The sequence below is a fragment of the Polaribacter haliotis genome, assembly GCF_014784055.1.
Lineage (GTDB): Bacteria > Bacteroidota > Bacteroidia > Flavobacteriales > Flavobacteriaceae > Polaribacter > Polaribacter haliotis.
This window is the reverse complement of record NZ_CP061813.1, coordinates 1,417,192-1,440,188: the sequence shown is the minus strand read 5'-3', so window position 1 is coordinate 1,440,188 and position 22,997 is coordinate 1,417,192. Positions and strand designations below refer to the sequence as shown.

Here is a 22,997-nt window from a genome sequence, read left to right as displayed (position 1 = left end):
AATTTTAGTTCTCTAAAGAATACCAGTTTTTGGCATTCAATCCCATAATTTGTTGTTGTTCTGTTTTAGGAAATTGCTGGATGTAATTTTCAATTAAATTTACTGTTTTCGCATAATTTCCAGCTAATAAACTAACAGGCCAATCGCTTCCAAATAAGGTACGTTTAGTTCCAAAAACATTGAATACCACATCAAGATATGGTTTTATGGTTTCTTTTTTCCAAGTTTTCCAATGTGCTTCTGTAGTTAAACCTGAAACTTTACAAGCTACATTTTTAAATGATGCTAATTTTTCAATATGATTTTTCCAAACCGTTATTTTCTCATCTTTAATGTACGGTTTTGCACAATGATCTAAAATGAATTTTTGCTTCGGAAATGTTCGAACCAATTCAATCGCTTCTTCTAATTGATGTGGGAATATTAAAATATCATACGTAAAATTATATTTTTCTAAAGCTGAAATTCCTCTTTGGAAATCTTTACGAAGCATAAAACCATCAGCTTCTGCTTGAACAATATGTCTTAACCCTTTTAATTTTTTATAAGAAGAAAAAAGGTGTAATCGCTCTTGAATATTTTCATCACATAAATCTAACCAACCTACAACTCCTTTTATAAACGAATTCTTTTCAGCTAAATCTAATAAAAATAGCGTTTCTTTTTCTGAAGTACCTGCTTGAACTGCAACACAACCATCCAATTGATGTTGTCTTAATAAAGGTTCTAAATCTTCAGGTAAAAAGTCACTTTTAAGCACAGCCATTTCATCAGTAATCCAGGTGTCTTTTTGCGGATTAAATTGCCAGAAATGTTGATGTGCGTCTATTTTCATTATTTGTAAGCTACTGCTTTTTGTTCTGAAATTCCTAAACCTTCAATTCCCAAACGCATTACATCACCAGCTTTTAAATATTTTGGTGGATTGAAACCTAAACCTACTCCAAATGGTGTTCCAGTTGAAATAACATCTCCAGGTAACAATGTCATATACTGGCTGATATAAGAAACTACTTCTTGTACGTTAAAAATAAAATCGGATGTTGATGAATCTTGCAAACGTTCGCCATTAACTTCCAACCATAAGTGTAAATTATTTGGGTCTTTAATTTCTTCTTTTGTTGCTAAAAAAGGTCCAAGAGGCGCGAATGTATCACAACCTTTTCCTTTACACCATTGACCTTCTTTTTCAATTTGAAAAGCACGTTCAGAAACATCATTATGCAACACATAACCAGCGATATAATCTTCTGCATCTTCTAAGTTTACATACGATGCTTTTTTACCAATTACGATGGCTAATTCTACTTCCCAGTCGGTTTTTAAACTGTTTTTAGGAATTGTAACATCGTCATTAGGGCCCACAATCGCAGTTGTAGATTTAAAGAATAATACTGGTTCATTAGGTACTTTCATACCTGCTTCTTCTGCGTGTTCTGCATAGTTTAAACCTACACAAACTAATTTCGATGGTCTTGCAATTGGCGAACCTAATCTTACAGAATCATCAATCGTTGGACAATTAGATTCGTTTGTTTTCAACCAATTTTTTAAACGGTTTAATCCGTCAGTTTCGAAAAATCGTTCGTTATAATCTTCACCAAAAGCGCTAACATCTATTCTTTTGTTTTCTAATTGAAGTCCTGCTTTTTCATTTCCTTCTGTTCCGAATCTTATGAGTTTCATTTTAATGTATTTTAATTTTTTATATTAAATCTAATAGATTTTTTAAAACATATTAGAGTATTAGTTGTTAAAATTAGCCATTTAATTTAATAAATCCGCCATCTATTGGAAAATCTGTTCCAGTAATAAAAGAAGCTTCATTACTGCATAAATACAATGCAAGATTTGCAATTTCTTCTGGTTTTCCCATTCTTCCAATAGGTTGTGTTTTAGATAAATTCTCAAACATTTCTGCTTGATTATCTGGGTAATTTTGTTTTATAAATCCATCAACAAATGGTGTGTGAACACGTGCTGGAGAAATGCAATTGCATCTAATTCCATGAGTAACGTAATCTTTTGCGACAGAATATGTCATGGTTAATACAGCTCCTTTCGTCATAGAATATGCAAATCGATCAGAAATTCCGACAGAAGATGCAATGGATGCCATATTAATAATTACACCACTTTTTTTCTTTTTAAAATGAGGAATTACTGCTTTTATTCCATTATAAACTCCTTTAATATTTACATTGTATAAACGATCTAAATCTTCGGAATTTGTGTTTTCTATATTTCCAACGTGAGCAATTCCTGCATTGTTGATTAAAATATTTATGGAATGATTGTTCGTAATTTCTGAAATAATATTTTCTATTTGTTCTTGATTTGAAACATCACATTTATAAAAACTGGCAGTTCCATTATTATTTTCAATTTCTGTAACTGTTGAAGTCCCATTTTCTTCATTAAAATCTAGAATACAAACATGTGCACCTTGTTTAGCAAATGTGTTAGAAATTGCTTTTCCAATACCACTTCCTCCACCTGTAATAATCGCTGTTTTTCCTTTTAAACTAAATATCATATTATTGTAATTGAAGTTTTTTTGCCCATACTTCTCCATTTGGAAAACTATAAGTTTTTAAAGATTCTGGTTTCATTGTAATACTGTAACCAGGTTGTTTTGGTGGCATGTAAGCACCATTTTTAATTACAACTGGTTCGAAGAAATGTTCGTGTAAATGATCTACATATTCAATAATTCTATCGTCTGTTGTTGCACTTACGCAGATATAATCTATCATAGATAAATGTTGTACATATTCGCACAAACCAACTCCTCCAGCATGTGGACAAACAGGAACTTTATATTTTGCAGCCATTAAAATAATCGCTAAAATTTCATTTACGCCACCAACTCTACAGCTATCAATCTGGCAAATTTGTAAAGCGTCTGCCATAATTAATTGCTTGAACATTACACGATTTTGACAATGCTCGCCAGTTGCTACTTTAATTGGGGCAACTGCTTTTGCAATTTTTGCATGTCCTAAAATATCATCTGGACTTGTAGGTTCTTCAATCCAATAAGGATTAAATTTTTTCAATGAAGCCATATTTTCTATTGCTTCATCTACATCCCATTTCTGGTTAGCATCCATCATTAACTGTAAATCGTCTCCAATTTCTTCGCGAATAATTTGCGCACGACGCATATCATCTTTTAAATCGGAACCGACTTTTATTTTCATATGTTTAAAACCTTCCGCTTTTGCTTCTTGGCAAAGTCTTCGCATTTTATCGTCACTATAACCCAACCAACCAGCAGATGTGGTATAAGCAGGGTAACCATTTTCTAATAAATTATTGATGCGTTCTTGCTTTGTAGTTTCATTCTTTTGAAGAATTTCCAACGCTTCTTTTGGTGTAATTGCATCTGTGATGTAAGTAAAGTCAACACATTTTACAAATTCTTCTGGAGACATGTCTGCAATTAATTTCCAAAGAGGTTTTTTTGCTGCTTTTGCATATAAATCCCAAACTGCATTTACAACAGCTCCTGTTGCTAAATGAATCACTCCTTTTTCTGGACCTAACCAACGTAATTGGCTATCGCCTGTAATCATTTTCCAAAAATCACCCATATTTTTGGTGAAAGATTCCAAAGTTTTTCCAATGATTAAATGAGATAAAGATTCAATTGCAGCAACACATAATTCGTTTCCACGACCAATTGTAAATGTTAATCCATGACCTTCTAATTCTGGATGATTTGTTTCTAGAATCACGTAAGCAGCAGAATAATCTGGGTCTGGGTTCATTGCATCTGAACCATCCAACGAATCACTAGTTGGAAAACGTACATCTTTTGTTACTACTTTAGTTATGGTAATCGATTGTTTCATTATATAGATTTTATAGCTTTACAAATGTAATTTAGAACACTTATAAAGTCCACCACAAATTCAACATAAACTAATACTATTTTTGCATTTATATGTTTTAATTTATCTATTTAGTATGATTTGTATGTTTTTTTAAATAAGATGAAGGAGAAATATTCTTTATTTTTTTAAATTGTCTGTTGAAATTAGATAGATTATTAAATCCACTTTCATAACCGATCGTAGCAATATTTAATTCATTTTCTTGAAGTAATTTACAAGCATAACCAATTCTTATTTCGTTAACATATTTCGAAAACGTTTTACGATGTACACGTTTAAAAGATCTACTAAAAGCAGCAGTATTCATATTTGCAATTTGTGCAACACTGCTTAAACTAATTTCTTGATTAAAATTTTTAAAAATATACCCAATTACTTGATTTGATAAGGTTGAATCTTCTTTCTGTAATGAGTTAATATAGCCAGAGCTAGCTAGAAGTTTATAGCTTTTGTGGTTAGAAAGCTTGTGTAAAATATCTATAAATTGATGTGTTTTGTAAAAGTCGGATGAAGTAGTTAAAGCTTTTATATCTTGTCTTAATTTTTTAGGTACATTTTTAAAATAAATACCTTGTTTGGCTTTCTCAAATAGTTGCGAGATTGATTTCATTTCAGGTAAATCTAAGAAAGAATCTCCTAAAAAATTTTCTTTAAAATGAACTGAAATAGCCTCAGCTTTTAATTTGCTGTTTTCTTCAAAATAATTAGCATCATTTAACCACATATGAGGTAAATTTTTGCCAATTAAAACCACATCTTTTGGTTGAAATTTCTTAATACTATCCCCAATAAAACGCGTACCTTTACTTTTTAAAATCGTTACTAATTCTAATTCAGGATGATAGTGCCAAATTTTTAAAAAATTAGGATAACTATTAATTCTTACAGAAATTGCTGTGTTATTGGTGCTTCTATCTAATAAATGTAGTTTCATTAATTCTAAATTAATGATAAAAATTCAATTATTAGTTAAAAATGCAAAAAAAGTATTAGTTAAGATGAAATTTTTAAGAAAATAGAATTTCTATTTTTCGGCATCTAAATAATCCAAAATTCCATTTCCGTTAGAATCTTTATTACTTTCTTTATCATCTGGAATTCCATCTCCATCTGCATCTCTCACTAAAATTCTACTTTTATCTTTTAGCTCAAAAGGTTTTGTTTTTAATAATGCCAAGCAACCATCTGCTTCGCCAAAACTTCTTATATTTCTTGAGAATTTATGTAATAAAGGAGCATACGCTTCTCTTTCTGTAACTGCCAAATTTCTTGTTTCATTCGGGTCTTGTTCATAATCATATAACTCGTAAAAAGTTTCTCCAATTTTTTTATTAACCCACTCTACATACCTATATTTTCCTTTTATTCTGTAACCATAACCCAATCCACGTTGACCTCTATAAACAGTAATTGCACCAATTTTTACTTGTGCATTTGTGTCATTTAAGATTGGGACTAAACTTCTACCTTTAATAGCTCTTCCTGTTGATTTTTTTGCGTTTTTTGGTTGTTCTGGGATTTCTAAACCCGCCAATTCACACAAAGTTGGATAAATATCTACAGTTGAAGCCGCAGAAAAAGTTTCTCCTTTTGCTTTTTTATTTCTTGGATCGATAATTATTAATGGAGAAGAAGAAGCTACTTCTAAATTCGAGTGTTTATTCCAACGTCCATGTTCTCCTAAAAATAAACCATGATCTCCCCAAAGCACAATAATTGTATTGTCTGCAACTCCTAGTTTTTCTAACTTTTCAATTACCAAACCAATTTGTGCATCTACAAAAGAAGTACATGCATAATACCCTTGTTTTAATTTTAATTGAAAATCTTCATTAATACGTCCAGTTTCAGCATTCATGTTTTGTTTTACATCTTTTCCATGAGGAACGTACGTTTTTAAATCTTCTCTACCAATTGGAGCATTTTGATTTGCAGCAACTTTAAAGTTCGTATTATTATACAAATCCCAATATTTTTTTGGTGCAATAAAAGGTTCATGGGGTTTTTTAAAGCCGATTGCCATAAAAAACGGCGCATCTTTTTTTGCCACTTGTTCCAATAATTTTACGCCTTCGACTCTAATAATTCCATCTACATACTCTTCATCTGGTAAATCTTGAAAATCTAGTGCAACACCTTTTGGATGATGTCCACCTTTTGGCGCTAAATAAGGAATTGTCCAAGAGGCAGCATCATCTCCATCTTTACTTTTACTTTTTGGATCTCCTACAGTTCTTGGGTCGTGAATTTTTCCTGCTGCAGCAGTTGTATACCCATTATTTTTAAAATGTTGAGGTAAAAAAATAACATCTGTCAATTTTTTTCTGATGGGTTTAAAACCAATAACACCTGTTTCTTCTGGCATTAAACCTGTTGCTAAAGCAGCTCTTGATGGTCCACAAACTGCATATTGCACTTGATGATTTCTAAAAGTTACACCGTTTTTTGCTAACGCATCTATATTAGGAGTAATGGCTTGTTCATCTCCATAAACACCTAAATTATTTCTTAAATCGTCAATACAAATTAAAAGTACATTTGGTTTTGTTTTGTCTGTGTTTTGTGCATTTATTGACTTTACAGCGAAAAAAGCAACGAGTAATAGAATAATTTTATGTTTCATATTTTTAATTGTATTTAATATTTTAGACTCTAAAATCGAGCCAAAGTTTAATAGTTTTTTATTTTCCTTCAATATTTGAAAGATATTTTGTGTGTAAAACTGATTTTAAATGTGCAACTGTTTCAGCATATTTAGGATTGTTTACTACATTTTCATTTTCAGATTTATCAATTTTATGATCATATAACATTGTTGTTATTGTTGAGTTATCTTCAGCATTTATAAATTCTGTATAGCTAAAGTTAAGCGATTTTATTGTAAAACCATTTCCTTTTTTAATGAAAATTGTTTCTTTTCCTTTTTTTGAAAGATCTTCTAAATTAAAAATTAAACTTTTTCCATCCAACTGATTTTTTGGAACTTCTATATTACAAAGCTCCGCCAAAGTAGGATATAGATCTACTAATTCAGTCAACGCTTTTGTTTTTCCTTGAATCTTTGAAAACGGATTGTAAACTATTAAAGGAACTTGAGTTGACGTATTATAATTAGTGAATTTCGCCCATTGAGTATGTTCTTGCAAATTATAACCATGGTCTGAAACCAAAATAACAATGGTGTTTTTTTCTAAATTTTGGGTTTTTAATTCTGATAAAATTCGTCCGATTAAAGCATCTGTATAACTAATTGTAGCATAATAACCGTGAATTAAATTAATTGCAATACTGTCTGAAACTTGTCCCGTTTTTGGAATATGAGAATACATACGCATTTCTCCCCAAGTACTTATAGAGATTTCTGGAGCATTTTTAGGAATGTAATTGTAATTTTCTGGCTGTTTTATTGTGTTTCTATCATACAAATCCCAGTATTTCTTTGGTGCATTAAATGGTAAATGTGGTGCAATAAAACCAGCAGTTAAAAAGAAAGGTTTATCAGAATTCTTTAGTTTTTTTAAATCTCTAATTACTTTTTCTGTGACTAATCCATCAATATAGATAGAATCATTTACTTGTGCACTTTCATAAGCAGGACCTGTATTTGTTTCTTTATATTCTGCAATATTTTTTTCATTTTGATAATCTTTCCAAAGCGATTGCCAATAATCTGTTGGTGCTAAATTTTTATCGTTTTTATCAAAAGCATAAGGTCTCCAAACTTCATTCCAATCATTTGCTCTATCGTCTAAATGATGATAAATCTTTCCATTAGAAATTGTTGTATACCCATTATTTTTGAAAAGTTGAGGTAAAGTAATTGCATTTGGAGTTTCCTTTTCTACAAACGTATCATAATTTAAAAATCGATTTTTTGTCGGCAACATTCCAGTTAACATACTTGCTCTAGAAGCACCACAAACTGGTACATTACAATACGCATTTGTAAATTGAATTCCTTTTTTTGCAAGTGCATCAATATTCGGAGAAATTATTTGTGATGCTCCAAAACTTGCTAATTGTGGACGTAAATCATCCATATATAAAAGTAGAATGTTTGGTTTTGATATTTCAGTATTAAGAGCATTCTTTTTACAAGATACTATCAATATTAAAAAACCAATTTGAATTAAAAATCTAAATTTCATAAACCTAACTATCACATCCAAAATTAAAACTAATTTTAAAAGAATCGGTTTCAAAATCGTCAATAGTAGTTTTATAACAGACAATTGTTAGACTTCATGTGTTGATTATGAAACCTAAAAAAAGCATTATATAACTATTTTTGTTACAACAAGATTATAAAGACCATGAAAAAAATTTACTCTTTTACAATATTTCTATTATTAGTTGTTTCTTCAGCATCGGCTCAAATGGATTTGATGAATGCAATACCATCTAATTTAGCAACACACAAAGCTGTTAATGATGGTTCTTGGTTTACAGCATCTACTTGGGATAAAAATGAAGTACCAACAGAAGGCGCAATTGTTTACATTCCTAAAGAAAGAACTGTAAATTATCAAGGTTCTTCTTCTGTGCATATTTTTGCAATTAGAGTTGATGGTGTTTTTAATTGTACACAAACAAATGCAAATCAAACCACAAAATTAAAATTCGATACTTTTTTTGCAATTCATGGCTCATTCGTTAAGTTTTTAGCAAATGGAGAAAATGATGGTAAAATTGATGTAGAAATTGCTCCTTTTGATATTGAAGCTTATAGAGCAAATAGTAATAGTATTTGGTCTACAGATGCAAAAACGCATTTTAGAGATAATGGAGTGGTAACTTTTAAAACTAGAACTGGTACAGGAACAGATAGGTACAATACTATAGAAGAAGCCAATAATGGTAATTTTAGTATTACAGAAAGTGCTGGAACAACCATAGATGATGGACCTGGAGTTCTTGGACGCTACAATTGGGATCCTAAACAATTAAGTTTAGGTATGGTAACAATGGGGCAATTGGAGATTATTGGGCAAGAAAAATTAAATATGGTACCATTGTCTGCTGATGCAAAAAAAGGAAATGATGTAATTCAATTAGCAGAAATTCCTGATGGTTGGAAAACTAATGACGACATTATAATTACAAGTGGTGGTAATGCAACAGGTTCTAGTAATGGAGAAGATCAAGTAAAGATTCAGTCTATTTCTGGAACTTCAATAACATTAACATCTAGTTTAAATAAAAATCATGAAGGCAGACCTTCTGAAGACTTACACTGTTACGTTGGTAATTTAACACGTAACATTACTTTTAGTTCTCCAACAACAACCAATGTACATCAAAGAGGTCATGTAATGGCGATGCATAATGATACGAATGTGCAAATAAAAAATACGCAATTTAAAAGATTAGGAAGAACAGATAAATCACAATTATTAGACGATTTTATCTGGAATAATTGGTTAGAACCTAAGGTTTTCATTTCTAAAATTTCTCCATTAGGACAAGAAATTGCAGAGATGAGAGCAATTCCTAAAAACGAAATGACAAACCCAAGAGGTCGTTATTCGATTCATTTACACAAATTAGGAACTGTTTTTGGTGCAAAAATGGCACAAGTTACAGGAAATGTGGTTTGGGATAATCCAGGTTGGGGAATTACACATCACGATTCTCATGCCAATGTTTCAGAAAATGTTGTGTACGATGTTACTGGTGCAGGAATTGTTTCTGAAACTGGAAGTGAAACAGGAACTTGGAACAATAATTTGGTTGTAGATATTAAAGAAGGTCATACTACAGACCCTTATACAGCTTCCTTACATCATGATGATTACTTATATTCTGGAGATGGTTTAGCTATGAAAGGACGTGCAGTTTTGTGTAAAAACAACGTAATTGCAAATGCTAAAAGAGGCGTTGCAGTTATTAATATGAATAATTCTATTAATAATTTAGACAGGTTAGATGCTGAAGCATTGGCCAAAACAAGAGGAGTTAAATATGAAGTGGATAATTTTCCGTTAAGTAAAAACGGTTATAGTAAAGAAGGAGATGGAGTTATGCCTGTAGAAGCATCTTTAATAATGGAAAACACGATTGTAATAAATTCTAATATTGGTTTACGTTCTATTGAAAGAGATATGGGTGTAAATCACGAATCGCGTTCTATTTTTGATAAATTTAAAGTCTGGGGAGCCAACACTGGTTTTCTAATTAATTATCAAGCAGATTATTCTTTTAAAGATGTTTATATTTCTGGAAAAAATGCAAATAATTCTTTGGGAATTGATATGTGGAAACACTCACACAATCAGACTTTTGAAAACATTACGTTAGAAGATTTAAAAAACGGAATTCAAGTTTCGAAAGTAGTTTTAAGTAACTCTCAAGGACCAAAAACAAGAAATAATGGTTTTACACCTTGGCTTTTTGTAAACTTAAAAACAAAAAATGTTGGTGAGTTTTATGAGCTTACAGTAGATAATCCATCAGAAAATGCAAGTTTTAATTATGAACAACATGCAGATAACGCCATTCATTTAAATACAGATGAAATTTCTTCGAGACCTACAACTTTTACAGTTATAGACGATTCTACTTTAGAAATTGATTACAATGTAACTGGCGATGATGCTTTAAAATTTGAAGTTGATGGAATTATAACAGACGACTTTGGAAGTTATAACATGGGAATTCAACAAGCATTAGCACAAGGAGATTTAAGATATGGTTATCCAAAAAGAATTTATCAATTTGCATCAAAAGCAAAATTTGAAGAATATCTTTCTGTAAATGGAGTTTTTAAAGATGAAGAAAATAATGATGAGTTATACTTTATCATTAATGAAAGTTTACCAAATAGACGTACTTTTAAATACACGACTTTCCCTGTAAGAGTAAGAATTAAAAACGCGCCAAATTCTGGAGTTTTTGCAAGTGCAACAGTAGAACCTGCAAGTGCATTGGCTCCAAAAAACCAAATTATTTCGAGATTTGCAACAGTTTCTCAAAGTTCTACAAGAAGTAATTTAAGTTATACAGATGGTACACATAATACTGTAAGTATTACTTTAGGCCCAGAAAAAGCAATAGATGGTAACAACAATGGTAGAATAAATGCACAATATTACCAAAGAGACTTATTGCCTGTTGGTAGTTTCTCTCAAACTAAAAATGAATCTGAACCTTATTACGATTTAGATTTTGGCGAATTAAAAACAATCGATTATTTCGATATTTGGAACACAGTAGAATTGAATGGTTCAGGTATTGAAACGCTTTCAAAAGAATTTAAAAATTTTACGGTTTTTATTGCAGATACTCCTTTTACAGGAACAACATTTAAACAATCTGAAGATAATGCAGATTACGCTTTTGAAAAAAACGGAACTCCAACAAGAAAATTTTCTGGAAATAACTTAAATGCAAAAGGAAGATATATGAGAATTCATTCTTCTAGCGATGGTAATAGTAAATTAAAGTTTGCAGAAATTGAAGTTATTGGAAGAACTTTTGATAATACGTTGTCTGTTGATAAAGAAGAGGAATTATTAGTTAATTTCTATCCAAATCCAACAAAAAATTCTGTAAATATTAAGTTTAATTCAATTCAAACAAATATTAAAGTTGAATTGATAAACTTATTGGGACAGAGAATCTCGTCTAAAGAATATTCAGATACAGAAAATGTAAACTTTACTATTAAAGGTGCAAAAGGAGTTTATTTTGTTACCATTAAAGGTGATAATAACTTGAATATGACCAAGAAGATTATAAAGAATTAAAGATATTTTTATAGATAGAAAAAGCCTTTAAGTATAAAAACTTAAAGGCTTTTTTTTATTTGAAGAGTTAAATGTTATTCTGCTTTCTGTGAAACTATTTCACTTTGTTTAAATCCAATTCTTTGTGCAACTGTATAAAGAGTTTTACCTTTTTCAACAGTTATTGGTGTAGAATATAATTGCCATTTACTATCGTAATTTAGTTTTTCATTAGCATTGTCGGAAATTAGATATGCAATAGACGCGCCTTTAGTGGTTGATGAAAGAGTTACTTTATCATTATCTTTTTTAATAACAACACTGTTGGTTGTTGGTTGTGTATTGTTTGGCCACATTGTGTCAATCATTTCAGCTTCTGGTGTAAAACCAAAATCCTTTCTATCTGCATAATGGTTTTTAGAAGTTTCTCTCATTTCTTCTAAAACAGAAGCATATTCTGGGTTTTCAGATAAATTATTAATTTGGTAAGGATCTTTTTCTACATCATATAATTCTTCATCAGTTTTAGTTTGAAACCAGATTTGTTGCTTTTCATTCAGTTTATTTTCTTTTTTCAATTGTAAAAAAACAGGCATCATAGGTATGTTTTTTCTATAACCAACATCTTTATATTTTGTTAATTTAGGAAAATCGTTTCTTAAATATAAAAATTGTTTGCTTCTAACAGCTCTAATTCTATCTGTAAACTCGTCAAATCTATCAGAAGAAGCAAAAATGTGTGTTCTTTTTTCAGTGTCAAATTCTCCTAAAAAAGCTTTCCCTTCCATGTAATTTGGTGGTTCTACACCAGCTAAACTTAACATTGTTGGAGCTAAATCAACAAAAGAAATCATTCTATCTGTTCTTCCAGGTTTACCATTAATCCCTTTAATCATAAAAGGTACTTTTAAACCTGAATCGTAAATGGCTCTTTTTTGTCTTGGTAAAGGTCCTCCATGATCGCTATAAAAGAATACAATTGTATTATCATACAAACCATCTTCTTTAAGCTCTTTAATTATTTTCCCAACTCTTTTGTCCATCAATTCTACATTGCTATAATGTCTTGCAACTGTGTTTCTTGTTGCCTCATTATATGGTAAATATGGAGGTACAGGAACAGTTTCTGGGTTTACAGTTAATGGTAAATCTTTATTTCTCCAAAGAAAGCTTTCATGAGAAACATCAATATTAAAAACAGAAAAGAAAGGTTTATTTTTAGGTTTGTTTCTCCAATGTGCTTTTTGGTTATTTTCGTCCCAAGCAGTAATTGGTGCAGAAAATTGATAATCGGTTTTGTAATTATTCGTTGTAAAATAACCAGAAGCTCTTAAATATTCAGTGTAGCATTTTACATTTTCTGGAATAACTGCGGAATATTGTCTGATATAATTTCCAGAAATATCTTTTATGTTTACACTGTCTTTATATACTTGTTTCCCTTTGGAAAAAACATCGTGAGCTGTTCTCATATGCATAGTTCCAATACTTGTAGGATACATTCCTGTAATAATCGTAGATCTACTTGGTGCGCAAACACCAACAGTTGTAAATGCATTGTCATACACAACACTTTGTGTAGCTAAAGCGTCTAAATTTGGTGTTTTAGCAGTTTTATCGCCATAAAAAGATAATGTAGGACTAATATCTTCTGTTACAATCCAAAGAATATTAGGTTGTTTTTTTTGTTCTTTTTCTACTGTTTTTTCTTTTGTTTGACAAGAGAAAATAAAAAGTACAAATAATAAAGATAGTTGTTTCATAAATTAAAAAGTGTATGTTTTGGACGGACTAAATTGGTCATCAAATAAAACCCAATCGTGTGCATTTGGCGAATATGGATATTTTTTTACAACTGATGGATTTGATGGATATTTACCATTTTTATAAAGTAATTGCCTAAAATCTTTACCAGATCTTATGAGCATATTTTTCCAACCATTTGTCGTTTCTTTTTGTAAGAAAAGTGGCGTTTGCATTACTGTAAACTTGGTAATTTGTTTTAAATCTTGATTTAACAATAAAATATTGCAACCTCCAGAACCACAGAAATAAGGCGTCATAAAATTGATAAATATTTCCTTTTTACCATCGTTATTCAAATCTACTTCTGCCAATTGAAATTTTTTGTCATTTTCTGTAAGAATATCTATGTCAGATTTTAAGTAATTTTCTCTAAAGAATTTTCCTATTTTATTTGCCAATTCATCATTTTCAGTGAAATCCATATATTTAGGGCCATCATCCTTAAAAATGTTTTCTAACATATATTCATCATTTTCTTTAATGAAGATTAAATCATAAGAATAGCCACTTTCTTTTCCATTTGTAGTGAATGTTCGCTCAATTTTATTATCAGAAAACGTAACTTTATCAGTATTCATGTCTCTTAAATGATCACTTTCAGTTATTTGTATTTCATAGATTTTCTGGTCTTTATGAGAAGCAAACCCCATTAAATCTACATTCCCAGAATCGTCAGTTGGGAGAACTTTTAAAAAGATTTCTTTAAAACCGTCATTATTTATATCTAATGCTGTACTGCTTAAAACCTGACCTCCAATTTCGTAGGTTTTATCGAAATTTTCCTCTAAACCCTTTGTATAAATATGAACATTGGAAACCTCGCCGTTTTTTGCATTGATAAAGAAAGAAGATTCCCCAACTTTATATTCTTTGGAATATTCTTGTTGAAGCTTTTCTTTAATTGGATCTTTTATAATAGTTTCAACCTTTTTTTCTGAAGATGAAACTGTTGTTTCTTTAGTTGTTTTTTTACAAGAAAATATAAGCGTAATTAACGCTAAAGTGATTATTTTTTTCATTTTAATTCAATTTTTATGGGTTTTCTATTGTTCTTATTCAATACAAAAGTACCGACAAATTCCTTGCCATTCTCCATATATGAATAGTTATAAAAACCATAAAATCCACGTCCTTTCAAACTTCCATTTGAATCGGTTTTACTATTAATTCTTGTTCTCCAATCGTTATCAACCAAAGAAAAATAAGCTTTTCCCATGGTTCCAATAGACCAATCTTTGTTATAAATATCAACTTTTTTACGTTCGTCTAACTGAAATCCCCAAAAAAGAAATTCGCTCACATTTGGATGACTAAAAGCAGCAATCATAAAATCTCTGGTATATTGTTCTCTAATTTTAGGTTCTTGAATGTCCATTGTGAATTCAGAAATACTAATTTGCTTGTCCAAAGTTGCATAATAAGCTAAAATATCTAACACTTTTTCAGGTGGAGTTAAATCGGAACCAATATGACTCTGAATTCCAATTCCGTTAATGAGTCCGTTTGTGTTTTCGTCAATTCTTTTTACAAAATTATAATACCATTCTTGCTTTTTTGTGTCTAAACCACCTTTACTGATAATTCCATATTCGTTAGTAAACCCTTTTGCATTTGGTTGTTTTTTTCTTAAAGTTCTAAAACCATCGTATAAAACTTCTTCGGAACCTGTAATTCTTTGTAAATCTCTATTTGTATACGCTTCATTTACAACATCCCAATGAGAAATATTTCCTTTGGTCATGTCTAATAAATTGTCCACATGGTTTTCAATAAGTTCTTTTATTTTCTTCGGATTATTCTCGTTTTTCTTGAATTCTTTCGTTAAATAATTAAATCCAGGCCAAATTAAAACATGCCCTTTTATAGTAACATTATCATTTCTTAAAATAGAAATTGCATCTAAAGCTTGTTGCTTTTTCTTATCCCATTGTAAACTTTTAATTTTTAAATCGTTTTCAAAAACGGCCAAATCAAAAGCTTTTTTAAAGTGTTTGTATGCTGCTCCATTTTCTACAATAGCTTTTGCATTTATTGCTGCACCAAAAGGAAAACTATGTTTAGCCAATTCTATTTTTATATTTTTATTAGCAACAGGTTTTCCGTCTTTTGTAAATTGAAGTTCAAAATTGCCTTTTCTAATCACTTCAATTCTTGCCAATGCATCTTTACGCCATTTTGCATCAGCTTCCATTCCTTTATAGACAATTTTTGTTTTTGGAAGTGAAGCTAAATCAGTATTTTCTGGAAATAATTCAAACTTAATATCTTTAATTTGAAATGCTTGAGGTTTAAAACCATAATGCAAAACAATACCCAAATCTTTTTTGTTGATATTGATATTCGACTGAAAAGGAACATAATATTTCTGCCATTTGGAAGAAATACTTTGCGTAGAAAGCATGTTATTCTTGTAAGAATCCGATTGTTTAAAAAGAATATTCACTTTTGCTTCACCAGTTTCTAAACTCGATTTTGTAGTTTTTGCTGAAAAGCTTAATAAAAAAATACGTCCTTTTTTTACACTTACTTTTTTAATTGGAAGCGCAGTTGCAGAATTATAAATAAATTTTGGTAGTGTAACTGTTTCAATTTCAAAAGTTGCGTTTTCTTTTTTGAAAGGTTCAATTCTTGTAACTGAACCAAATTTTTTATTTGTCTTAAGAAATTTTATGTTCGAATAATCAATTAAATTTTCTCCTTTTTTATAATCTTCTTGTGAAAAAGAAATTAATGGAAAAACCAAAATCGATATAAAAAAAAGTAATTGCTTCATAAAATTATTTTTTAAGTGTAGGTTTTCCTTCTAAATAACCTAATGATTCAAGAAAAACATCTGTTTTTATAAGTGTATCTATAAAATAATCTCCTTTGTTAAAGAAACTATGTGTTGCGCCTTCGTATAAATGTAAATCGATTCTACTACCAACATTTTTCATTTTTTGTTCGTATTCTTTAGACGATATTACTGGTGTTGTTTTGTCTTTTGTTCCGAAAAAAACAATTGTTGGTGGGGCTCCTTTTGTAACATTATGTAATGGTGAAATTTCTAAATATCTACCTTCCATTTTTCTAAATCCATATCCTCTTTTACTATTGTCGTAAACAGGATTAAAAAGCACTAGTGCATTTGGTTTAGAACTTATTTTTAAATCTTCATGCTTACCTTCTAATCCATCAATGTTTCCACAAGCAGCTGCTAAATGACCTCCAGCTGAACCACCACCAGAAGCAATTTTATCAGGATTAATATTTAACTCTTTTGCATGTTTTCTAACATATCTAATTGCAGATTTTGCATCTTCAACTGCAATAAAAGGCGAAGTTTTGTGAATATTAAATAACCTATATTCAGCAGAAATAGCAATCATTCCTCTTGAAGCTAAATAAGAAGCTTGTCTTTTAAAAGCTTTATAACTTCCTCCATTCCAGCCACCACCATGAAAAAAAACAATAGCATTGTATGTTTTTGTTTTATCAAAATTTAAAGGTTTATAAATATGTAGTTTTAAATTTATGGTATCTACCTTTTTATAAATGATACGTTCTGGCTTTATATTCTCAATATTATTTTGAGCATTGTTTACCAAAAAAGAGAAGATAAATAAAAAAGATAGTAATTTTTTCATATTAAAAATTAGATTTCCAAGTGTTTAATTCTATTAATAATTCTGCAGTTAATGCTGGTTTTTCTTTTGATAAATCGTTAGATTCTGAAGGGTCTTGTGCAATATTGTACAATTCAGTTCTGCCTTCTTTATACCAATTTATCAATTTAAAATCTCCTTTTCTAATGGCAGATGATTTTGTGTCACCTGTATTTACTGGTCTTGCTTTAGATGAATGCCAAAATGTAGTTCTGTTATCCCACTTTTCTTCGTTCTTCAAAACTTTAAGAAAACTTTTTCCACTTGTTTCTAAAGATTTTTCTGCTGTAATATCTAAAACAGTCGGAAAAACATCCATTAGCATTATTAAAGATTCATTGTCTTCTTTTGGTTGAAAATGATTTGCCCATTTTACGAAAAGTGGCACTTTAATTCCTCCATCATACAACCAACCTTTTCCAGCTCTTAAAGGATAATTAGAGGTTGCTAAATCACGTTTTTTTGTTCCATCGTTAGATAAACCTCCATGATCTGAAGAAAAGATTACAATCGTATTATCATCAATTTTTAAATCTTTTAAAAGTTGCATTAATTTACCCACATTTTCATCCATTGTTTCAACCATTGCAGCATATTTTGGATGATTCTGACGCATTTTAGTTCTTCCAGTTCCTTCTTTTATAAATTCTGGTTGATCTCCAAAATCAAAATTTTTAATTTCTTCTTTATTTCTTGCAATATCTTTCTCTTTTGCCTCTAAAGGTTGATGTACTGCATAGAAAGAAAACATTGCCATAAATGGCTTGCTTTTATCAACATTTGATATGTATTTAGCAACATTATCTGTCATTACATCCATTAAATAATCGCCTTCTTTACTTACTTTATCTACATCAGGAATTGGAGATTTTTTCGATTTTCCTTTTCTTTTCATTTCATTAAAAGGATATAAAAAACTGATTGGTGAACCTGAATGACCCGCAGCAAAGCTAAAGTCGTAACCAAAGTCTTTTAAACTATTTTCATCACCTAAATGCCATTTTCCAAAATAAGCGGTTTGGTAACCAGCTTCTTTAATGTTTTTTACAAAATTCTTACTTTTTGGAATTCCACTCATTTCAAAACCATCATCAGGAACATCACCATTTTTTACAGGATAATCTCCTGTCATCATTGCATATCTAGAAGGCACACATCTTGGGTAATTTGCATAAGCATTATTAAAAACCACAGATTCTGATGCCAATTTATCAACATTTGGCGTTTGATAAATTTTAGAACCATTTACACTTAAATCGTGAAAACCTAAATCATCTACATGAATAATTAGAATGTTTGGTTTTTTTTCTGAAGAGCTAATTTCAGTTGTTTTATTTTCTGAAGTCGCAACTTTAGATTTGCAAGAAAATACAAGTGAAAGCGATGCAATTGCTATAAAAAATTTGATTGTTTTCATTGAAATATATGGTATTCTTTTGTGTTATTTTTTATCAGTTTGAAGTACATTTTTAATAACTTCATAAGCAGGATTGGGTTTGAAATCTTCATCATAAATAGATTGAAATTTTCCTGTTCCTTTTTTAGATCTTTCGCCAATATCCCAAAGATTGAGACTAACTTCTCCGTTTTTTCCTTTTTCAAGCAAAACGTTTACTATTTTCTGATAGACTTTTTTCTGAATTAAAAGTTCAGATTTCTTTTTGTTAAGGTCTTTGTTTTTAATTAAAAAATCTAACTCTGTAACGTGAAAAGCCAAATCATTTTCATGCGCCCAATCTATAAGATTCCCTAATTTAAGCATTGTTTCGTCAATATTATCGACAAAATCTTTACGTTTTGCGCCTAACAATAAATGTGCTTGCCAACCAATTCCATCTACTCTGTAGCCTTTAGAACGAATGTATAATATGGTTTCTTTCACTTTATTCCACATTATATCTTCCATTCCTGCATTTTGGTTGTACACCAATTTTATATTTTGAGCATGTTTTGTTGCAATTTCAAAAGCTTTTAAAATGTATTTTGGGAATCCGTTTTCGTCTAAACCTATCTTTAACCAAGGATTTTCCCATTGATTTGTTCCTTTTTTTGGGCCAAACCATTTTCCGTTTGCAAGAATGGTTTCGTTTACAACATCCATCCAAACCACAGAAGGTTCGTTGTTGTATCTTTTTGCAAAGGCAGTTGTAAATTCAATTAAATTAGTTTCTAATTCTTTAGCAGTTCTGTTATCTTTTTTTGCCCATTTAGAAGCTTGTGGACTTATTGGTCCATGCAATCTTACCGCTAATTTATTTTTGTTTGCAAATGCGATAAAATCATCTATAAACGTCCAGTTCCATTTGTTTGGTTGTGGATGAATTCTGCTTTGCTTTGCAGCATTTGCTGGAGTTAAATATTTAAAATCTTTTAAAAATAACTTTTCTTCGATGGTATTTAATTCATCGTAATTTAAAGTTGCACCAACTAAAATATTATTGGTTTTATATTGCTGAAAATCTATTTTTTTTGATGAAATATTATTTTCTGTAACTTTTTTGTTTGAAGAACAAGATTGCATAAAAAAAATGCTACACCCAAAAAGTATAGATACTAATGTGTAATATTTATTTTTATGAATCATACTTAAAATTAAAGTTTAATTATTTTTTGAAACTCAATGTTTCCTATAAAAGAAATACTGAAAATGGTTGAATTAACAACTATCTTCAGTATTTTGTAAAAATTGTATTAAGAAAAAATCATTTTTAGTCTTTATTTTTTTTCTTCTTATTTTTTCCTTTATTCTTACCTTTTTTATCGTTTTTTTCTTTCTTTCCTTTTTTCTTACCCTTTTTTCTATTTGGGTTCATTTTTTGAACATTTAATTTTTCAGGAACTAAATATTCTTCTTTCCATTGCTCTAAAGTTTTTAATAATTCAGCAGCTTTTTTAGGATTAGATGTTGCTAAATTGTTTCCTTCACCAATATCATTTTTCAAATTATACAATTCAATTTTTTCTGTATCTAAAAATTGAATTAATTTATAATCTCCAGATCTAACAACAGCAGCATTACTATCTCCTGTACTATGTGGTCTTGCTTTTCTTGAAATCCAAAAAACAGTTCTATCTTGCCAAGCTTCTTTTCCTTTTAGAACTTTTGCGTAACTTTTACCATCTACACCTTCAACTTTTTTATCAATAGCTAAATCTAATAATGTTGGAAAAACGTCCATTCCTAAAATAATGGAAGAGTTATCTTGTTTTGGCGCTATTTTATCAGTCCATTTTACGAATAATGGAACACGAATTCCACCTTCATATAAATGTCCTTTCCCTGCTTTTAAAGGCAAGTTAGTTGTTGCTAAATGACGCTCATTTTTGTTACCATCATTAGACAAACCTCCATGATCTGAAGAAAAAACGATGATTGTGTTTTTATCAATATTTAATTCTTTTAACGCTTTTAATAAACGACCTACATTTTCATCTACATTTTCTACCATTCCTGCATAAGCAGCATCATCTTGTCTCATTTTACGTCTTCCTTCACCTTCTTTAATATATTCTGGTGTGTTTCCGAAGTCGATATTTTTTAATTGTTCTTTATTTCTTGCTTCATCCTCTGGCTTTGCTTCAATTGGTGTGTGTACAGCGTAATAAGCTAAAACTGCTAAAAATGGTTCGTTTTTAGGATTATTTTTAATGAACTTAATAGTTGCATCCGTTAATAAATCTGAAGCATAATCTCCTTCTTTTCCATCTTCTTGAACATTAGGAACATAATATTTTCCTTTCTTACCTTTAGCATCTATATTAAAAGGGTAATGTCTCGAAGCGATTCCTCCAGCTTCACCAGCTGCATAAATATGAGAAAAACCAAATTTATCTGGTGCACTGTCTCCATTTCCTAAATGCCATTTTCCAACATAAGATGTATTGTAACCAGCATTATTAAATTGTTTTACAAAGTTTTTGTCTTCTGGAACACCACCAAGCCAACCTTTGTCTTCATTAACAGGATAGGTTCCTGTAATCATTCCATAACGAGATGGTGTACAACGTGGGTAACTACTATATGCATTAGCAAAAGAAACAGATTCTTTTGCTAATTGATCTATATTATCTGTATTGTATAATTGCGATCCTGTAATGCTTAAATCGTGATATCCTAAATCATCTGTATGAATAATTAAGATATTTGGTTTGTCTTGAGCAAATGCTGCAACAGACAGACAGAAAGCGAACAAAAGTGTAATTTTTTTCATTTTATCTTATTTTAATTTATGTAAATCTAAACTTTAGACTTCATGTTATTTTTAAAGTTTAATTCAGAAACTATGCCAAAAACTGATAACTCTCATTATCGCTTTTTTTTATTTTGTTAAGTGAGATTTTAATTTACTTTTCAACTCTTTTGCAATTGCAGAATAATTAGCTTCCTTCACTAAATTTTTTGTTTCTAAAGGATCTTTTTCGTAATCGTATAATTCACGTCCAGAAATTTTAGATGAATTATAATCGTCGTAACTTCTATAGTTATTATCGTGCCATTCTGTGTATCTATATCTCTCTGTTCTAACAGAATACCCCATTTTTGCATTTCTTTTATATTGATGATATGCATAATCCATATCAACAGTTGTAGAAGCATCTGCGTCTAATAAATTTACTAAAGATTTACCATCTGTTTGAGAGTGTTGAGGAACACCAACTAAATCGAATAATGTTGGAAAAATATCAACTAAATTTACTGGATGATGACTTTTTTGGTTCTTTTTAACTCCAGGACCCGCAAACATAAAAGGAATTCTTGTTGCTTGTTCGAAGTTTGAATGTTTACACCATTCTGTGTGATCTCCTAAATGAAAACCATGATCTCCCCAAAGTCCAATTACTGTGTCTTCAAGAATACCTCTTCTTTCTAACTCATCTAATAATATTCCTATTTGAGCATCTATGTAAGAAATACAAGCCATGTAACCATGAATTAATTCACGTTGTTTTGCTTCAGGAATTTTATCTCCAATTCTTAATTTATTATCAATATCAGAAAAAGCTCTAATTTCTCCGAAAGAATGAAACGCATAAGTTGGAGTGCCTTCAGATACTTGTTGAAAAGGAGCTAACTCAATTTTATCTCTGTCGTATAAATCCCAATATTTTTTTGGCGCAACAAACGGTAAATGAGGTTTTTGATAACCAACAGCCAAAAACCAAGGCTTGTTTCCGTTTTCTAAAACTTCTAATTGCTTTAAAGCAGTTTGTGTAAATAATCCGTCATTATAAGCAGTATCACTTACATCTGCACTTTCAGTTGAAGGCTTAAAACGTTTAAACACATAATTTCTAACTTTTCCTCTTTTTATTCCTTTCGCTTCTGCTTCTGCTGTTAATCTTGCCATTTCCTTTTTTGTTTCAGTATTCTGATAATAATTTAAAGCAGGTTCTCCATATTTTGGGTCAAAATTTGTTGGCATTTCATGAGGAATACTCCAAGTTTTTCCATCATGTCCGCCAGCAGAAGAAGGAATATGATATATTTTTCCAACACCAGTACTTTCATATCCTTGAGAAATTAAATACTCTGGCATAGAAACTAAACTTGGTGCAGATTTTCTAAAATCTGTTTTTAAATCCCAAACCTTTGTTTTATCAGGATTTGCACCAGTCATTACACTTGCTCTTGAAGCGCCACAAACTGCATATTGTACATGTGCATTTGTAAATGTCATTCCCATTTTTGCCAATCTATCGAAATTTGGAGTTTTCATTTGAGAATTTCCGTAATTTGATAACAATGGTTTTAAATCATCAATAGCAATAAAAAGAATGTTCTTTTTATTAGTATTTGAAACACTTTGTGAAACTTCTTTTTGAGTATTTGAAGTTTTAGTTTGTTGTGTTTTACAACCAATAATTGTTGCAAGTACAACTGAAAATAATAGTGTAAATCTTAATTTCATCTTATAAATATATTA

At 30.2% G+C, this 22,997-nt stretch carries 16 protein-coding genes; 1 reads left to right on the top strand and 15 read right to left on the bottom strand.

All coding sequences use genetic code 11. The features are described from left to right. Window positions 1–4 precede the first annotated feature (4 nt). The 7 genes from H9I45_RS05980 to H9I45_RS05950 all read right to left on the bottom strand — a co-directional run bounded on the left by H9I45_RS05980 (window position 5) and on the right by H9I45_RS05950 (window position 8,047). Window positions 5–835 carry an amidohydrolase family protein gene (locus H9I45_RS05980; RefSeq protein WP_088353170.1) on the bottom strand — a complete coding sequence of 277 codons (831 nt, stop codon included), beginning with the start codon at window positions 833–835 and terminating at the stop codon, window positions 5–7. Next, complete coding sequence (locus tag H9I45_RS05975) at window positions 835–1,686, bottom strand: fumarylacetoacetate hydrolase family protein (RefSeq protein ID WP_088353169.1); 852 nt, start codon at window positions 1,684–1,686, stop codon at window positions 835–837. Before H9I45_RS05975 ends, H9I45_RS05980 begins: the two co-directional genes overlap by 1 nt. Before the next feature lie 73 nt (window positions 1,687–1,759). Continuing rightward, window positions 1,760–2,536 (bottom strand): SDR family NAD(P)-dependent oxidoreductase, encoded by a 777-nt coding sequence (locus H9I45_RS05970; RefSeq protein ID WP_088353279.1) that lies wholly within the window; start codon window positions 2,534–2,536, stop codon window positions 1,760–1,762. A gap of 1 nt (window position 2,537) precedes the next feature. After that, on the bottom strand, window positions 2,538–3,857 hold the full coding sequence (locus H9I45_RS05965; RefSeq protein ID WP_088353168.1) for an L-fuconate dehydratase: 1,320 nt from the start codon (window positions 3,855–3,857) through the stop codon (window positions 2,538–2,540). A 106-nt stretch (window positions 3,858–3,963) separates the two neighbouring features. Beyond that, window positions 3,964–4,833 carry an AraC family transcriptional regulator gene (locus tag H9I45_RS05960; RefSeq protein ID WP_088353167.1) on the bottom strand — a complete coding sequence of 290 codons (870 nt, stop codon included), beginning with the start codon at window positions 4,831–4,833 and terminating at the stop codon, window positions 3,964–3,966. Window positions 4,834–4,923: 90 nt separating this feature from the next. After that, entirely contained in the window at window positions 4,924–6,522 is a 1,599-nt protein-coding gene (locus H9I45_RS05955) for a sulfatase (RefSeq protein ID WP_140422729.1), read from the bottom strand. 58 nt (window positions 6,523–6,580) lie between these two features. After that, complete coding sequence (locus H9I45_RS05950; RefSeq protein WP_088353165.1) at window positions 6,581–8,047, bottom strand: sulfatase; 1,467 nt, start codon at window positions 8,045–8,047, stop codon at window positions 6,581–6,583. 165 nt (window positions 8,048–8,212) lie between these two features. Between H9I45_RS05950 and H9I45_RS05945 the strand changes: the two genes are divergently transcribed. After that, window positions 8,213–11,644 (top strand): T9SS type A sorting domain-containing protein, encoded by a 3,432-nt coding sequence (locus H9I45_RS05945; protein ID WP_088353164.1) that lies wholly within the window; start codon window positions 8,213–8,215, stop codon window positions 11,642–11,644. A gap of 74 nt (window positions 11,645–11,718) precedes the next feature. On the opposite strand, the gene H9I45_RS05940 is transcribed toward H9I45_RS05945, so the two are convergent. The 8 genes from H9I45_RS05940 to H9I45_RS05905 all read right to left on the bottom strand — a co-directional run bounded on the left by H9I45_RS05940 (window position 11,719) and on the right by H9I45_RS05905 (window position 22,982). Then, the gene (locus H9I45_RS05940; RefSeq protein ID WP_088353163.1) at window positions 11,719–13,386 is read right to left on the bottom strand and encodes a sulfatase family protein; all 1,668 of its coding nucleotides are present in this window, start codon (window positions 13,384–13,386) and stop codon (window positions 11,719–11,721) included. Between the two features lie 3 nt (window positions 13,387–13,389). Next, complete coding sequence (locus H9I45_RS05935; RefSeq protein WP_088353162.1) at window positions 13,390–14,448, bottom strand: COG3650 family protein; 1,059 nt, start codon at window positions 14,446–14,448, stop codon at window positions 13,390–13,392. Beyond that, window positions 14,445–16,202 carry an endo-1,4-beta-xylanase gene (locus H9I45_RS05930; RefSeq protein ID WP_088353161.1) on the bottom strand — a complete coding sequence of 586 codons (1,758 nt, stop codon included), beginning with the start codon at window positions 16,200–16,202 and terminating at the stop codon, window positions 14,445–14,447. The genes H9I45_RS05935 and H9I45_RS05930 overlap by 4 nt, the downstream gene beginning before the upstream one ends. Before the next feature lie 4 nt (window positions 16,203–16,206). Next, a complete protein-coding gene (locus tag H9I45_RS05925) occupies window positions 16,207–17,055 on the bottom strand; it encodes an alpha/beta hydrolase (RefSeq protein WP_088353160.1) in 849 nt (282 codons plus the stop codon). A gap of 1 nt (window position 17,056) precedes the next feature. After that, window positions 17,057–18,490: a sulfatase gene (locus H9I45_RS05920; protein ID WP_088353159.1), complete on the bottom strand. Its 1,434-nt coding sequence runs from the start codon at window positions 18,488–18,490 to the stop codon at window positions 17,057–17,059. A 24-nt stretch (window positions 18,491–18,514) separates the two neighbouring features. Continuing rightward, window positions 18,515–19,657, bottom strand: coding sequence for an endo-1,4-beta-xylanase (locus H9I45_RS05915; RefSeq protein WP_088353158.1), 1,143 nt, complete (start codon window positions 19,655–19,657; stop codon window positions 18,515–18,517). A 124-nt stretch (window positions 19,658–19,781) separates the two neighbouring features. Continuing rightward, the gene (locus tag H9I45_RS05910) at window positions 19,782–21,284 is read right to left on the bottom strand and encodes a sulfatase (RefSeq protein ID WP_088353157.1); all 1,503 of its coding nucleotides are present in this window, start codon (window positions 21,282–21,284) and stop codon (window positions 19,782–19,784) included. 108 nt (window positions 21,285–21,392) lie between these two features. Beyond that, on the bottom strand, window positions 21,393–22,982 hold the full coding sequence (locus H9I45_RS05905; protein WP_088353156.1) for a sulfatase: 1,590 nt from the start codon (window positions 22,980–22,982) through the stop codon (window positions 21,393–21,395). Between the last annotated feature and the right edge of the window lie 15 nt (window positions 22,983–22,997).

Bases quoted from the DNA above. Each gene is read 5' to 3' on its own strand.
- H9I45_RS05980 (WP_088353170.1), bottom strand. From the start codon at position 835: ATGAAAATAGACGCACATCAACATTTCTGGCAATTTAATCCGCAAAAA.
- H9I45_RS05975 (WP_088353169.1), bottom strand. From the start codon at position 1,686: ATGAAACTCATAAGATTCGGAACAGAAGGAAATGAAAAAGCAGGACTT.
- H9I45_RS05970 (WP_088353279.1), bottom strand. From the start codon at position 2,536: ATGATATTTAGTTTAAAAGGAAAAACAGCGATTATTACAGGTGGAGGA.
- H9I45_RS05965 (WP_088353168.1), bottom strand. From the start codon at position 3,857: ATGAAACAATCGATTACCATAACTAAAGTAGTAACAAAAGATGTACGT.
- H9I45_RS05960 (WP_088353167.1), bottom strand. From the start codon at position 4,833: ATGAAACTACATTTATTAGATAGAAGCACCAATAACACAGCAATTTCT.
- H9I45_RS05955 (WP_140422729.1), bottom strand. From the start codon at position 6,522: ATGAAACATAAAATTATTCTATTACTCGTTGCTTTTTTCGCTGTAAAG.
- H9I45_RS05950 (WP_088353165.1), bottom strand. From the start codon at position 8,047: ATGAAATTTAGATTTTTAATTCAAATTGGTTTTTTAATATTGATAGTA.
- H9I45_RS05945 (WP_088353164.1), top strand. From the start codon at position 8,213: ATGAAAAAAATTTACTCTTTTACAATATTTCTATTATTAGTTGTTTCT.
- H9I45_RS05940 (WP_088353163.1), bottom strand. From the start codon at position 13,386: ATGAAACAACTATCTTTATTATTTGTACTTTTTATTTTCTCTTGTCAA.
- H9I45_RS05935 (WP_088353162.1), bottom strand. From the start codon at position 14,448: ATGAAAAAAATAATCACTTTAGCGTTAATTACGCTTATATTTTCTTGT.
- H9I45_RS05930 (WP_088353161.1), bottom strand. From the start codon at position 16,202: ATGAAGCAATTACTTTTTTTTATATCGATTTTGGTTTTTCCATTAATT.
- H9I45_RS05925 (WP_088353160.1), bottom strand. From the start codon at position 17,055: ATGAAAAAATTACTATCTTTTTTATTTATCTTCTCTTTTTTGGTAAAC.
- H9I45_RS05920 (WP_088353159.1), bottom strand. From the start codon at position 18,490: ATGAAAACAATCAAATTTTTTATAGCAATTGCATCGCTTTCACTTGTA.
- H9I45_RS05915 (WP_088353158.1), bottom strand. From the start codon at position 19,657: ATGATTCATAAAAATAAATATTACACATTAGTATCTATACTTTTTGGG.
- H9I45_RS05910 (WP_088353157.1), bottom strand. From the start codon at position 21,284: ATGAAAAAAATTACACTTTTGTTCGCTTTCTGTCTGTCTGTTGCAGCA.
- H9I45_RS05905 (WP_088353156.1), bottom strand. From the start codon at position 22,982: ATGAAATTAAGATTTACACTATTATTTTCAGTTGTACTTGCAACAATT.